The following is a 13,609-nucleotide window of genomic DNA, read 5'->3' as shown; positions in this document are numbered from 1 at the left end:
TGCTCCATACATTCACTTCCCCGTGAATGATTGAGTGGAAGAACACAACAAGCAGGTATCCGGACTCAAATGTAGTAACTGGATTACTTACATTTCCACCTTCCCACATATGACATGCAGTGGTGTAAATCTCTAAAAATCAGAAATCTATTGAGAAATGCTTTTCATTTTTTACCGTTGCGGGGGCAGTGTTGGATTTTCACCAACTTCCCTAAAGCGATTGCTTTGACTTGTTGCAATTTGAGCGCAGTATAAAGAGCGCTTCTCATTTAAACAATCTTCACACCGAATATTCTGAGTGAACTTTACGCAAGATGAAAAAATTGCTTTACAATGAAGCGCCCAAAAATGATAGATCGGCTATGATGAGGGTGGATTAGAGCTAGAATAGATGCGAACTCGTGCAAAAATATGTGGGATTACCCGATTAGAAGATGTCCAAGCTGTTGTGCAAGCTGGTGCGGATGCAATAGGACTTGTGTTTTTTCCACCAAGTCCAAGACACGTAGATGTTGAGCAAGCAGCACTGTTGGTTCAAGCGATTCCTGCTTATGTGCAATCAGTTGGATTATTTGTTAATAGTTCAGCCGAAGAGATCCAAAATATACTTAAAAAAGTCCCTTTAGATATTTTGCAGTTTCATGGCGATGAAAGTCCAGAACAGTGCAAACAAATTGCTCAAGCAGTGGGTCGCCGCTGGTATAAAGCAATTCAAGTAAAACCAGAACTAGATATCGTTGAAGAAATCAATAAATATCAAAAGTTTGGTGCGAGTGCTGTGTTGTTGGATGCATGGCATCCAGATTTAAAGGGCGGAACAGGCCACAGCTTTGATTGGACAACATTTCCAAAATTAAATATTCCATTGATCTTGGCAGGAGGACTAAACCCTGACAATATCGAGCAAGCAATTCTTACAACACAAGCATATGCTGTGGATGTGAGCGGCGGTGTAGAGTCCGCAAAAGGTATAAAAGACCAACAACTCGTAGAACGCTTTATGCAAGGAGTCCATCGTGGATCAGCAAACCGTTAATCAACAAGATCAAGTGATTGACTATACCCAATACCCTGATGCAAAAGGGCATTTCGGTATCCATGGCGGACGTTTTGTGTCAGAAACTTTAATGGCTGCACTAGAAGATCTAGAGCAACTGTATTTCCGAATGAAAAATGACGAACAGTTTTTGGCAGAATTCGACCGTGACCTCGCTTTTTATGTAGGTCGTCCAAGTCCGCTTTATTATGCTGAGCGATGGTCAAAGGAGTTGGGTGGTGCACAAATCTATCTAAAACGAGAAGACTTGAACCATACTGGCTCCCATAAAGTAAATAACACGATTGGTCAGGCTTTGCTGGCGAAGTTATCAGGCAAAAAACGTATCATTGCTGAGACTGGTGCAGGTCAACATGGTGTGGCAACAGCGACCATCGCAGCGCGATTAGGGCTTGAATGTGTCGTATACATGGGTGCAGATGATGTGAAACGCCAAGCGATGAATGTATATCGCATGCGTTTATTGGGCGCGACTGTTGTTCCTGTCGAAAGTGGCTCTAAAACATTAAAAGATGCCATGAACGAAGCCATGCGTGATTGGGTAACAAATGTCGATTCTACTTATTACGTGATTGGTACAGTTGCAGGTCCACATCCATATCCTCAATTGGTACGTGATTTCCAATCGATCATTGGTCGTGAAGCACGTCGTCAAATTCAGGAACAAGCCGGTCGCTTACCTGATGCCCTCGTGGCGTGTGTCGGTGGTGGTTCAAATGCGATGGGCTTGTTCTATCCATTCCTGAATGATCAAGATGTGAAAATGTACGGTGTTGAAGCAGCTGGTTACGGTATTGAAACTGGTAAACACTCTGCTCCATTAAATGCTGGTCATGTTGGTGTGCTGCATGGTAACCGTACTTATCTGATGTCGGATGCACAAGGTCAGATTATTGAAACACACTCAATTTCAGCAGGTTTGGACTATCCTGGCGTAGGCCCAGAGCATAGCTTCTTAAAAGATATGAAGCGTGTTGAGTATGTTCCAATTAATGACAATGAAGCATTACAAGGCTTCCGTGACTTAACTAAGATTGAAGGTATTATTCCTGCACTTGAAAGTTCGCATGCGATGGCATATGTGACTAAGTTGGCTCCAACGATGTCTAAAGATCAAATTATTATTGCGACGGTTTCAGGTCGTGGTGATAAAGACTTAATGACAGTTGCACGCATTGATGGCGTGGAAATGGTAGAAATGTAATTCACCCTTTAAGTCTCTCCCTTTGGAATGAGAAGCACTGCTTCGTAAGGGGAGAGGTGCTATTTAGAAAATCGCATTTAAGCCATTGGATGCGATTTTTTTTATGCGCTCTAGAAAAGCTAAAACATTTTCCTAAAATTTGATTTTTGGATCGGCGACATGGATGTAGCCTGTATTTCTGTGATACAGGGAAGTATCATCAGAAATACAAAATGGTTTTGTTACTTTTACCGAAAAAAGTAAGGCATTTTGGAGGGTGAATCTATTTGAGATTCAGGTTTGAAGACGTATTTCGTGGACTTACTTTTACGTTACTTTGGAAAAGCCCAAAGTAACCGAAGGCTTTCTGTTGAGCAGATATTACATTCTTGTAATACTGCTCAACGGGGGGCATCCATGTCGCCACCACGTATCCAATATCGTTGAATTAGTCAGGTTAATCTTTAAACCCTGTATAAAAATCAGTAACACAGCCAATCCATTCTTTTCAGTAGTGGCAAATCCAAATTCAGGTATGATTAATGGTCTTGTCAAAGCCAAAGGAAATCAACCATGCCAAGCCTATTTCTTGTAATGCTCGGTGGTCGTCATGCACATGCCAATACTGAAGTGCATGATGTGGTCTTGGCTGTTGGGGAATCACTGGAAGAAGTCTATCCTCAACTCAAAAATGCTTGGTTTGGTGAGCAGAAAGGCTTACATATTGATGCTTGGGCGAAGGTAAATGGAGTGGAATATAATGAGCAGCAATTCCAAATCCATTTTACAGATGCAGCTCCTAATGAAAACGAAATGAAACTCTGGTTGATTAATTTAGGTGGGTACCACGTTAATGAGTTCGGAGAGTTACATCGTTATGTATTAGTACCAGCTTTAAATACTGCATCGGCTAAAGAGCGTGGAAAATCATTCTTTGGAAAAGATTGGCATAAACAACATACGGACCGCGTGCTAGATGTGGATGACTGTATTGCCATTGATCATGTGCATGGTCGTTATGTGCAATTGATTGAGGGTCAATTTAAAGAAGGTTACTGGGAAAATACATACATCACGATCGGATAATTTTTAATAAAGAACAAATTTACTATCTATATGAATTTATGTGCTAAGAATAGCTAAATAAAATCTTTATGTGGAATAAGTGCTGGAATCCAGAGCTTGTCTATATATCAGTGATTCGAGTGATTACATATCAATAAAACCGCTATTAAATATGTAAAAAACGCATTTTATTGATAGATGAATAAAAGCTATGCTGTGCTTCGTTAAAATTAAACTACTAGCTGTACGCCATGTATTTATATACTGATTTCGATCAGCAACTGATCAATGAACGTGTTGCACAATTCCGTGATCAAACGGAACGTTATTTAGCTGGAAAGCTTACTGAAGATGAGTATCGTCCATTACGTTTACAAAATGGATTATATGTTCAGCGTTATGCGCCGATGCTTCGCGTCGCTGTACCTTATGGTTTGATGAACTCTAAACAGCTTCGTAAAATTGCTGAACTCGCTAAAGCGTATGACCGTGGTTATGCACACGTTTCTACTCGTCAAAACTTTCAATTTAACTGGCCAGCATTAGAAAATGTGCCAGACATGTTGCAAGAGTTGGCATCAGTCCAAATGCATGCGATTCAAACATCTGGTAACTGTATTCGTAATACAACGACAGACCAATATGCAGGTGTTGTTGCTGGTGAAATTGAAGATCCAAGACCGACATGTGAGTTGATTCGTCAGTGGTCAACTTTCCATCCAGAATTTGCATTCTTGCCACGTAAGTTCAAGATCGCAGTTTCTGCACTTGCTGAAATCGACCGTGCTGCAACAGCATTTCATGATATCGGAGTGTATATCGTTCGCAATGAAGCGGGTGAAATGGGTTATAAAATCATGGTTGGCGGTGGTTTAGGTCGTACACCGATCATTGGTGCTGTGATCAAAGAGTGGTTACCACGTGAAGACCTTATTGCTTACTTAGAAGCAGTACTTCGTGTGTATAACTTACATGGTCGTCGTGATAACAAATATAAAGCTCGTATCAAAATCTTGGTAAAAGCTTTAACACCTGAAGTTTTTGCTGAAAAAGTTGAAGCTGAATTTGCACATACAATTAAAACTTTAAAAGTTGATGCAGATACTCTGGCGAAAATGGACCAGAACTTTACACCATTTGCGTACCAAGATTATGCAGATGAAGATTTCTCAGAACTGTTTGCTGCACATCCGAAATTCAAACAATGGTTTAACATCAATACCAATGCACACAAAGTGAAAGGTTACCGCATCGTAACAATTTCATTGAAACGTGCAGGCGTTGCACCAGGTGACGTGACCACTGAAGAAATGAACTTGATTGCTGATCTTGCAGATAAGTACACTTTTGGTGAATTGCGTACCACGCATGAGCAAAATATTGCCCTTGTTGATGTACCGCAAAAAGATTTATTTGAGCTTTGGACGATTCTTGAAAAGAATAACCTGGCTCGAGCGCACATTGGTTTCTTAACCGATATTATCTGCTGTCCAGGTGGTGATTTCTGTTCTTTGGCAAATGCGAAATCGATTCCAATTTCTGAAGCAATTTCACGCCGCTTTGATGATTTAGATACGATTTACAACTTAGGTAAATTGGACTTGAATATCTCAGGTTGTATGAATGCCTGTGGTCATCACCATGTGGGTAATATTGGTATTTTAGGTGTCGATAAGAAAGGCGCAGAATTTTACCAAATTACATTGGGTGGTAATGCAGACCATGATGCCTCAATCGGTGACATCTTAGGACCATCATTTGCTGCTGAAAAAGTACCAGATGTGGTGGAAGAAATTTTGAACACTTATCTTGATTTACGTCAAGAAGGTGAAGAGTTCATTGATACTTATCGCCGTGTCGGTATCCAACCATTTAAGGAGCGTGCATATGCTTAATACCGCACTACAAGTGCTCTCTAAAGATGGCACGATTGCAGACAACACCTATCAATTGATCGGTGAAGATGGCGTTTTACCACAAGGTGATGTAGTTCTAAGCGTTGAACAGTTGGATCAAATTGAAAATGTTTCAGGCAAAAAAGCGCTCTACTTAACGGTTGATGCCTCTCCTGAAACCAATGAGTTCCCGCTTGATCAGTTAGATGCAATTTTTATTGAGTTTGCAGGTTTTAACGATGGTCGTGGGTATTCATTTGCCGCATTGTTACGTCGCCAAGGCTTCCAAGGCGAACTTCGTGCAACAGGTGATATATTCAAAGACGTGTTGAACTACATGAAGCGTGCTGGTTTCGATACTTTCGTGATTAAAGAAGGTAAAGACATTGCAGAAGCAGCGGCAGGTTTAAACGACTTTACTCAACCTTACCAAGCGTCGACTGCTGTACCAAAACCAAATTATCAAACGGGTGCTTAATTTTATTAAGTGATAAAAAAGCTGAACTTAGGTTCAGCTTTTTTTATTTGATGGAAACAAGATTTAGGTATTCATAGTTCAGCCTAAGCGCTATTCAAAATGACACATAGAAGGTCAAATTTTAATCATAAGCCTATTTAGAGCAGAATTTTTAATTCATTCAGAAATATATAGCGACAAAGCCTTTAGTGTAGCGGTTTTTTATATGATTCAATTGATCGATTAACACTGATTTAAATGATAAATTTGCTCCAAAAAAGTGCAGTTTATTGTAGTATGTTAGTATTCATTTGATCATTTTTGGTGCGGGTTTTTCTCCATTCAATCAGACTGTTTTGCGGTATATGTTTAGTACTCAGTCTAGTGATCTTGCCATCATTTAAATAGTGAAGCAGTTGTTATGCAAAATTTGATTCGTATTGGTATTGTCGGTTATGGCAACCTCGGTCGTGGCGTTGAAACGTCAATTCAAAAGAACCCAGATTTAGAGCTTGTGGGAATTTTTACACGCCGTGCACCTGAATCAGTGTCTCCTTGCTTTAGTGACACGAAAGTTTTTCATATGGATGACTTAAATGACCTTCAAGACAAAATTGATGTGTTGATCTTATGTGGTGGATCTAAAGATGATCTTCCAAAACAAACACCTGAATTGGCAAGTAAATTCAACACAGTAGATAGTTTTGATACGCATGCACGTATTCCTGAGTTTTTTGAAGCAGTGAATGAGCCTGCACTTGCTAACAAAAAAACGGCAATGATTTCGATTGGATGGGATCCAGGCATGTTCTCAATTAATCGTCTATTTGGTGAGGCATTATTACCAGATGGTGAAACCTATACTTTCTGGGGTAAGGGTTTGAGTCAAGGTCACTCAGATGCGATTCGCCGTGTGGCGGGTGTTAAAGCAGGTGTTCAATATACTATTCCATCACAAGATGCGATTGATAAAGTTCGTAGTGGTTCACGTCCTGTATTAACCACTAAAGAAAAGCATACTCGTGAATGTTATGTTGTGCTTGAAAATGGTGCTGACGCTGAAGCCGTAAAGCAGGCGATTGTGACCATGCCAGACTATTTTGCAGAGTACAACACGACTGTGAACTTCATTGATGAAGAAACGCTTCGTAACGAGCATAATCGTATGCCCCATGGTGGATTTGTCATTCGCAGTGGTAATAGTAGTGCAGAGCAGACTCAAGTAATGGAGTTTTCGTTGAAATTAGATAGCAATCCTGAGTTTACTGCAAGTGTACTTGTGGCTTATGCACGTGCATGCTACCGCATGAATCAAATGGGTCAATATGGCGCGAAAACTGCATTTGACGTTGCACCAGGCTTATTGTCAATGAAATCTCCAGAGCAACTACGTAAAGAAATTCTTTAAGTCTAATAATTCAAAGTTATGCTTTGAATTGAGATTATAAAAAAGCCTCTAGCTAAGTAGAGGCTTTTTTATTTACCCTCCTTCAGTCAAGGAGGGTTTAGGGGAGGATTGATGATTTAAATCTCCCTCAAGCCCCTCTTTGAAAAATAGGGGCTTTAGACGCTTTAGATTAACTCAATCGCCACTGCAGTTGCTTCACCACCACCGATACAAAGCGCAGCAATACCACGTTTACCACCTGTGCGTTTAAGTGCATGGATTAGCGTTAAAATAATCCGTGAACCTGTAGATCCTACTGGATGTCCTAAAGCACATGCTCCGCCGTTGATATTTACTTTTTCAGGGTCAAGTTTGAACTCGTCAATAGGACACATCGTAACCATTGCAAAAGCTTCGTTGATTTCCCAAAGGTCGACTTCTTCAACATTCCAACCTGTTTTATCGAGAACCTTTTGGATTGCACCGACTGGTGCAATCGTAAACTCAGAGGGATGTTGTGAATTAGAGGCATATGCCACAATTTTTGCTAAAGGATTTAAACCCTTTGCATGTGCTTGCTCAGATGAGCTGATAACCAAGGCTGAAGCACCATCAGAAATCGAACTGGCATTGGCAGCAGTGATCGTACCATCTTTAGCAAAAGCAGGACGTAGAGTTGGGATTTTATCGATGTTTGCGTTAAAAGGTTGCTCATCTTTATCTACAATGACATCTCCTTTACGAGTTGACACAGTAACAGGGACGATTTCATCATTGAAGTAACCTTCAGTAATCGCAGTTTGAGCGCGTCTTAATGAACGTATTGCAAAGTCATCCATTTGCTCACGCGTATAGCCTTTAGTGTTGGCCATATCTTGAGCAAATGAGCCCATCAAACGACCAGTTTCAGCATCTTCTAAACCATCGAAGAACATATGATCTTTGATTTCACCATGACCCATGCGGTAACCACCACGTGCTTTAGGTAAGACGTAAGGAGCGTTGGTCATAGACTCCATACCGCCTGCAACCACAAAATTTGCTGAACCAGCTTTAATCATATCAGCTGCTTGCATCACAGCTTTCATGCCTGACCCACATAATTTATTGATTGTCACTGCACCTGTCGAGTCAGGTAGTCCAGCTTTGCGCATAGCTTGGCGAGCAGGGCCTTGTTTTAAACCTGCAGGCAAAACGCAACCCATAATGACTTCTTCAATGTCTGCTGGCTGCAAACCCGAGCGTGAGATAGCCTCTTTAATGGTCACTGCACCCAGTTCTGGTGCAGTCACACTTGATAAACTTCCCTGAAAGCCGCCCATTGCTGTACGTGCACCATTAAGGATGACGATATCAGTCATTATTCTCTCCAATTTATTTAGCTTTGTTTTACAGCTTGAGTATATGTAATATCAGGCCAATTAATATTGGCTATAGTGTGTAAAATGTGACTGATAAGTTGTCATTCACATGTCTTAGTTTCTTCAAGACGAGTCTGTCCCATCATTGAAAGTCTAACGATTAGATTTGATTTATTTGAATGTGCACAGTATTTAAAATGTCCCATTGATCCACGTGGTAAACCAGAGTCTGGTTGGAAGGTGATCGTATTCTTGCTGGTAACACCACCTTTCCAACTGAAATCACCATATTGGTAATCTGTCGAGGTTGCTTGAATAAGCTTTTCGTGAGGATCGAATTCTTGATTGTGATTCTGATCTAGAAAGATGATAAACCCTTTATGCCATTGACTGTTCGTACACGATTTTAAATCTTGAGAAGCACAGATAATCACAGGGCTTCGGTAACTTACAGCATTGGCTTTAGCTTGGCTGATGGCCTGCCGTACCGTGCTAAGAATTTGCGCCCTTTCTTGATTTTCACGAAATTCATGATAATGAGGGAGTGCTATCATCACAAGAATACTAATAATGACGATCGTGAAAATGAGTTCTAAAAGGGTAAAAGCAAGAGATTTACAATAGGAATACATTTTAAAGCTTCTAGTATTTGTTAATTATTTGAATTTATAGATAATCTTGGTGAAGTTATATTATAAGCTGAAGTGCTAAAAAATGATTACTATCACCTTTGAATGCTGTTAATATACCAAAAATGAAAAGATAAGTTATTCATGCTGATAAATTGAGTAAAAAATTACCGAATTACAACGGAAATTGTAAGTAATTTTGTCAATAATTTACTTGATTAAAGTAATCAAACACTTGGAATTCACTTTAAGTGTTTGTATGATTCAACATGAGTAGCTTAAAAAAAATACTGGGGTATAAAAAAGCCTATCTCAGGAAGCCATAATTATTTTAGGCTGAGCTTGAAAAACAATTGTTATCTCTGGAGGATATCCATGAAATTGAGTCGTATCGCACTTGCTATGCTTGTTGCTGCTCCATTCGCTGCTGCTAATGCTGGTGTAACTGTTACTCCACTATTAGTGGGTTACACATTCCAAGACACTCAGCACAATAATAGCTTGGAAGATCATTTAACAGGTGGTCCTGAACTTCAAGATGATTTATTTGTTGGTGCTGCACTTGGTATCGAATTAACACCATGGTTAGGTTTTGAAGCTGAATATAACCAAGTTAAGGGTGATATCGAAGGTGCAATTACTGGTAATACTCTTGATGCAGAATATAAGCAAACTCAAATCAATGGTAACTTCTATGTTACTTCTGATTTAATCACTAAGAACTATGACAGCAAAGTTAAGCCGTACGTTCTTTTAGGTGCTGGTCACTACAAATATGAATACGATGGTGTAAATCTTAAAGATGATGAAGGTACTTTAGGTAATGCGGGTGTGGGTGCTTTCTGGCGCTTGAACGATGCTCTATCTGTTCGTACAGAAGCTCGTGCAACTTATAACATCGACGAAGATTTCTGGAACTACACAGCACTTGCTGGTCTTAACGTAGTTTTAGGCGGTCACTTGAAGCCAGCTGCTGAAGTAGTAGAAGTTGCTCCAGTTCAACCAGCTCCAGCTCCAGTTCAACCAGCTCCACAAGAGTTGACTGAAGATCTTAACATGGAACTTCGCGTATTCTTCGATACGAACAAGTCTAACATCAAAGATCAGTACAAGCCTGAAATTGCTAAAGTAGCTGAAAAATTAAACGAATATCCAAATGCAACTGCTCGTATTGAAGGTCACACTGATAATACTGGTCCGCGTGCGTTGAACGAACGTTTATCTTTAGCTCGTGCTAACTCTGTGAAATCTGCTCTTGTAAGCGAATACAACATTGACGCTTCTCGTTTAGCGACTCAAGGTTTCGCTTGGGATCAACCAATTGCTGACAACGCAACTAAAGAAGGTCGTGCGATGAACCGTCGTGTATTCGCTACGATTTCTGGTAGCCGTACAGTAGTTGCTCAACCTGAAGCAGCAGCTCAATAATCTTTACTAGATTATAAAAGACAGCTCTTCGGAGCTGTTTTTTTTACCCATTTTTTATAAATGTGATATATTTCACAAAATATAATCAACAACACAATGAGAATAAAGATGAAATATAGTTTAATAGCAAGCTTATGCATTGCTTTAACTTTGACGGCTTGTACAACGACAAAGATGCAATCAACTACTGGTGTACAAGACTTGGATCAAAAAATATTAAATGAATTAAAACAAGGTTTACCGCTCTACTTTAATCACAATTCCCGTCAAATTGATGTTCGGTATCAACCTTATTTAACAGTAGCTTCAAAAGTTTTGGCGCAGAATAAAAGTTTTATACTTCAAGTGGATGGACATACAGATAATCGAGGGTCAGTATCAGCGAATCAAAAAGTATCTCTTGAGCGAGCAAATGCTGTCCGTAATGAATTGGTGATGCAATATAATGTTGATCCTAAACAAATTTCGACTCAAGGTTATGGCCCAAATCAGCCAATCGCTGATAACACGACAGAAGAGGGTCGAGCATTGAATCGTCGAGTGAATTTAACCTTAAAAATACAATAAGATCAGAATCTAATAATAAAAAAACAGCTCAAATTGAGCTGTTTTTTATTAATCTTGTTCGACTTGAATTGGTTTTACATCCATATCTTGATATCGAATCAACTTGGTTTTGTACTTGAACTTATACACTAGCCATATTGCTAAGAATAAGAAGATCCCAATATAAGTGGAGATGACAGCAATCCATTCACCATCAAGTATAGCTTGATAATTTTGACCTAACACCACGATTGCACACAAAATAAAAGCGAACCACGGTGCAAAAGGGAAGAATTTTGCACGATATGCTAAATCTTCCAACTTATATCCTTGAGCCAAATAACCTTTCCTGAATCGGTAATGAGAGATTGCGATACCAAGCCATACGATAAAGCCACACATACCAGACATATTCAGAAGCCAATTAAATACTTCCTCTTCACCAATAAATGTCGTCAAGAAGCATAGTGCTGCGATTGCTGTCGTAGCATAAAGTGCGTTCATTGGTACACCGCGACCATCAAGTTTAGAGAAAACTTTGGGTGCACTTCCATTTTTTGCCATATCAAACAGCATTCGTGTGGAAGAGTACATTCCTGAATTTCCGGCAGAAAGGATAGCGGTAAGAATGACCGCATTCATGACACTTGCAGCGAAAGCGAAGCCTGCTTGTTCATAGAGTAAAGTAAAAGGTGATAATGCAATATTCTCATCTGAAGCAGCTTGCATTAGACGAGGATCATCATATGCAATCAATGTACCGATAATAAAGATACATACGATATAGAATAAGAGAATCCGCCAGAAGATCTGTTTAATCGCAATAGGAATGGTTTTCTTCGGATCTTTTGATTCACCAGCGGCAACACCAACCATTTCAGTACCTTGAAATGAGAATCCTGCGATCATCGCAACACCAATTAAGGCTGACAAACCACCTACAAATGGCGCTTCACCCTTCGACCAATTTGCGAAAGTTGCAACATTGGGTGTCATCATGATTTTGGCAATCATGAAAATACCAATGATGATAAATGCAATTATGGCAAGAACTTTAATAAGTGAGAAAAAGAACTCAGACTCACCAAAACCTTTGACTGTTAAGGCATTAATACCAAAAACGATAGCAAGAAAAATGGCACTCCAATAGAAACCTGGGATATCAGGAAACCAAAATTTCATGATGAATTGAACTGCAACGAGTTCAAATGCGACGGTTATCGCCCAGTTGTACCAATAATTCCAGCCTAGCGCGAATCCAAATCCACCTTCGACATATTTGGTGCCATAAGTGAAGAAAGCACCTGATGTTGGATTGTGTGTTGCGAGTTCGCCTAAGCTGGTCATGAGGAAGTAAATCATTACGCCAATTAAACAATAGGCAAGTAATGCACCACCAGGGCCAGCATTGGCAATTGTTGCACCCGAAGCTAGGAATAGTCCTGTACCGATAGAACCACCAATGGCGATCATATTAAGATGGCGTGCTCCAAGCTTTCGCTTAAGTTGACCGGTTTCGCTCATCGAAAGTTCCTTATGATTTCTTTTGAGTACTTGCAAACAGTACTTTAAAGCCTTGTTGATCAGTCAAAGTTTCACATTGACCAAAATTTTGCTCAATGAGAGTTGGGTAGTTTAAAAAACGATTTGCCACGATCCAAAGTTCACCACCAGATTTTAGATGGCGACGTGATGTCTTACAAAGATTCTCACTCGCATTGTAATCAGTGTATATACCCTGATGGAAAGGAGGGTTACTGACGATGGCATGTAAAAATAGTGGCGCATCTTCAATGCCAGTCACAGCTTTGATTTCGAGCTGTTCTGGTGACAAATTATTTTTTTCAAATGTTAGGCGGGTGGAGGCGAGCGCAAAAGCATCCACATCAAGCGCAAAAATACGATTTTTGGGATTCAATTTGGCTAAATATGCACTGATAATGCCAGCACCACAACCGAAGTCAGCGATTTTACCTGAACTCACTCGATTGAGGTAGGGGAGAAATACAGCTGTACCAATATCAAGTTTATTTTGACTAAATACACCAGGTAAAGCATAAATCTGTAATTCGCCATTCGGTGTTTGAATTGTATATTGTTGAGCCCAATTTTCTAAAGCTCGAGGCGTAGGAGTCTGATCGATAATTAATTGCCACATTTGACAATGACGAGCGCTATCTAGTTTGACACATTTTCCAAATGGAACGAGTTGTTTTGCTGCTCGTTCAACGCCACCTTTCTTTTCACCCACAAGAAAAATTGATCCACCAAGACCGAGTTTTAATACCACACTGTGTAGTAAGTAATTCAAAAGCTCTTTGGCTTTAGGCACAAAAACAATGACTTGATCATATTCTGCTTCAGGGATATCCGTCCCAAAATGAACAGGAATATTTTGATTTTGGAAAAATAGAAAGTCGTTATAATTCCATGTCCATACTGAAGCCTGAATATTTTTATCGAGCTGAGTGCTTAAGTCATCAGTTGGCGCATTGACTAATAATATTCGACCTTTCAGAAAGTTATGTTGACGAATAACAACTTCACTTTGAGGAACCATATATTTCTCCACAGAATAAAAGAGCCCAGACAATGCTGGGC

General features: G+C 39.8%; 12 protein-coding genes and 1 riboswitch. Of the genes, 8 read left to right on the top strand and 4 right to left on the bottom strand.

Annotated features, from left to right (window positions below; translation table 11 throughout):
• Positions 1–33 precede the first annotated feature (33 nt).
• A riboswitch (cobalamin riboswitch) is annotated at positions 34–249 on the bottom strand.
• A 142-nt stretch (positions 250–391) separates the two neighbouring features.
• The 6 genes from AC1M84_RS10905 to AC1M84_RS10880 all read left to right on the top strand — a co-directional run bounded on the left by AC1M84_RS10905 (position 392) and on the right by AC1M84_RS10880 (position 7,065).
• Positions 392–1,036: a phosphoribosylanthranilate isomerase gene (locus AC1M84_RS10905; protein ID WP_481594983.1), complete on the top strand. Its 645-nt coding sequence runs from the start codon at positions 392–394 to the stop codon at positions 1,034–1,036.
• Positions 1,017–2,261, top strand: coding sequence for a tryptophan synthase subunit beta (trpB, locus tag AC1M84_RS10900; RefSeq protein ID WP_035265544.1), 1,245 nt, complete (start codon positions 1,017–1,019; stop codon positions 2,259–2,261). Before AC1M84_RS10905 ends, trpB begins: the two co-directional genes overlap by 20 nt.
• 552 nt (positions 2,262–2,813) lie before the next feature.
• Entirely contained in the window at positions 2,814–3,326 is a 513-nt protein-coding gene (locus tag AC1M84_RS10895; protein WP_481593548.1) for a DUF1543 domain-containing protein, read from the top strand.
• Positions 3,327–3,556: 230 nt separating this feature from the next.
• Positions 3,557–5,200: a nitrite/sulfite reductase gene (locus tag AC1M84_RS10890; protein WP_179998965.1), complete on the top strand. Its 1,644-nt coding sequence runs from the start codon at positions 3,557–3,559 to the stop codon at positions 5,198–5,200.
• Entirely contained in the window at positions 5,193–5,678 is a 486-nt protein-coding gene (locus tag AC1M84_RS10885) for a DUF934 domain-containing protein (RefSeq protein WP_179998966.1), read from the top strand. The genes AC1M84_RS10890 and AC1M84_RS10885 overlap by 8 nt, the downstream gene beginning before the upstream one ends.
• Positions 5,679–6,078: 400 nt before the next feature.
• Positions 6,079–7,065, top strand: a complete 987-nt coding sequence (locus AC1M84_RS10880; protein WP_092767536.1) for a diaminopimelate dehydrogenase — start codon at positions 6,079–6,081, stop codon at positions 7,063–7,065.
• Between the two features lie 164 nt (positions 7,066–7,229).
• Here the strand turns inward: AC1M84_RS10880 and AC1M84_RS10875 are convergent, their stop codons facing one another.
• Entirely contained in the window at positions 7,230–8,405 is a 1,176-nt protein-coding gene (locus tag AC1M84_RS10875) for a thiolase family protein (protein WP_481594982.1), read from the bottom strand.
• A 101-nt stretch (positions 8,406–8,506) separates the two neighbouring features.
• Entirely contained in the window at positions 8,507–9,037 is a 531-nt protein-coding gene (locus tag AC1M84_RS10870) for a GspH/FimT family pseudopilin (RefSeq protein WP_481594981.1), read from the bottom strand.
• Positions 9,038–9,409: 372 nt separating this feature from the next.
• Between AC1M84_RS10870 and omp38 the strand changes: the two genes are divergently transcribed.
• Positions 9,410–10,462 carry an outer membrane protein Omp38 gene (gene omp38, locus AC1M84_RS10865; RefSeq protein WP_481594980.1) on the top strand — a complete coding sequence of 351 codons (1,053 nt, stop codon included), beginning with the start codon at positions 9,410–9,412 and terminating at the stop codon, positions 10,460–10,462.
• Positions 10,463–10,570: 108 nt separating this feature from the next.
• Entirely contained in the window at positions 10,571–11,029 is a 459-nt protein-coding gene (locus tag AC1M84_RS10860) for an OmpA family protein (RefSeq protein ID WP_481593554.1), read from the top strand.
• 48 nt (positions 11,030–11,077) lie between these two features.
• Here the strand turns inward: AC1M84_RS10860 and AC1M84_RS10855 are convergent, their stop codons facing one another.
• Together AC1M84_RS10855 and AC1M84_RS10850 are read right to left on the bottom strand one after the other, a co-directional pair.
• Complete coding sequence (locus AC1M84_RS10855; protein WP_481594979.1) at positions 11,078–12,532, bottom strand: amino acid permease; 1,455 nt, start codon at positions 12,530–12,532, stop codon at positions 11,078–11,080.
• 10 nt (positions 12,533–12,542) lie between these two features.
• The gene (locus AC1M84_RS10850; protein WP_035270594.1) at positions 12,543–13,568 is read right to left on the bottom strand and encodes a class I SAM-dependent methyltransferase; all 1,026 of its coding nucleotides are present in this window, start codon (positions 13,566–13,568) and stop codon (positions 12,543–12,545) included.
• Positions 13,569–13,609: the final 41 nt, after the last annotated feature.

Source organism: Acinetobacter sp. 24-47-66 (assembly GCF_056779755.1).
This window is presented reverse-complemented; position numbering and strand designations above follow the sequence as displayed.

Coding starts and splice junctions, on each gene's coding strand:
- AC1M84_RS10905 (WP_481594983.1), top strand. CDS start 392: ATGCGAACTCGTGCAAAAATATGTGGGATTACCCGATTAGAAGATGTC.
- AC1M84_RS10895 (WP_481593548.1), top strand. CDS start 2,814: ATGCCAAGCCTATTTCTTGTAATGCTCGGTGGTCGTCATGCACATGCC.
- AC1M84_RS10890 (WP_179998965.1), top strand. CDS start 3,557: ATGTATTTATATACTGATTTCGATCAGCAACTGATCAATGAACGTGTT.
- AC1M84_RS10885 (WP_179998966.1), top strand. CDS start 5,193: ATGCTTAATACCGCACTACAAGTGCTCTCTAAAGATGGCACGATTGCA.
- AC1M84_RS10880 (WP_092767536.1), top strand. CDS start 6,079: ATGCAAAATTTGATTCGTATTGGTATTGTCGGTTATGGCAACCTCGGT.
- AC1M84_RS10875 (WP_481594982.1), bottom strand. CDS start 8,405: ATGACTGATATCGTCATCCTTAATGGTGCACGTACAGCAATGGGCGGC.
- AC1M84_RS10870 (WP_481594981.1), bottom strand. CDS start 9,037: ATGTATTCCTATTGTAAATCTCTTGCTTTTACCCTTTTAGAACTCATT.
- omp38 (WP_481594980.1), top strand. CDS start 9,410: ATGAAATTGAGTCGTATCGCACTTGCTATGCTTGTTGCTGCTCCATTC.
- AC1M84_RS10860 (WP_481593554.1), top strand. CDS start 10,571: ATGAAATATAGTTTAATAGCAAGCTTATGCATTGCTTTAACTTTGACG.
- AC1M84_RS10855 (WP_481594979.1), bottom strand. CDS start 12,532: ATGAGCGAAACCGGTCAACTTAAGCGAAAGCTTGGAGCACGCCATCTT.
- AC1M84_RS10850 (WP_035270594.1), bottom strand. CDS start 13,568: ATGGTTCCTCAAAGTGAAGTTGTTATTCGTCAACATAACTTTCTGAAA.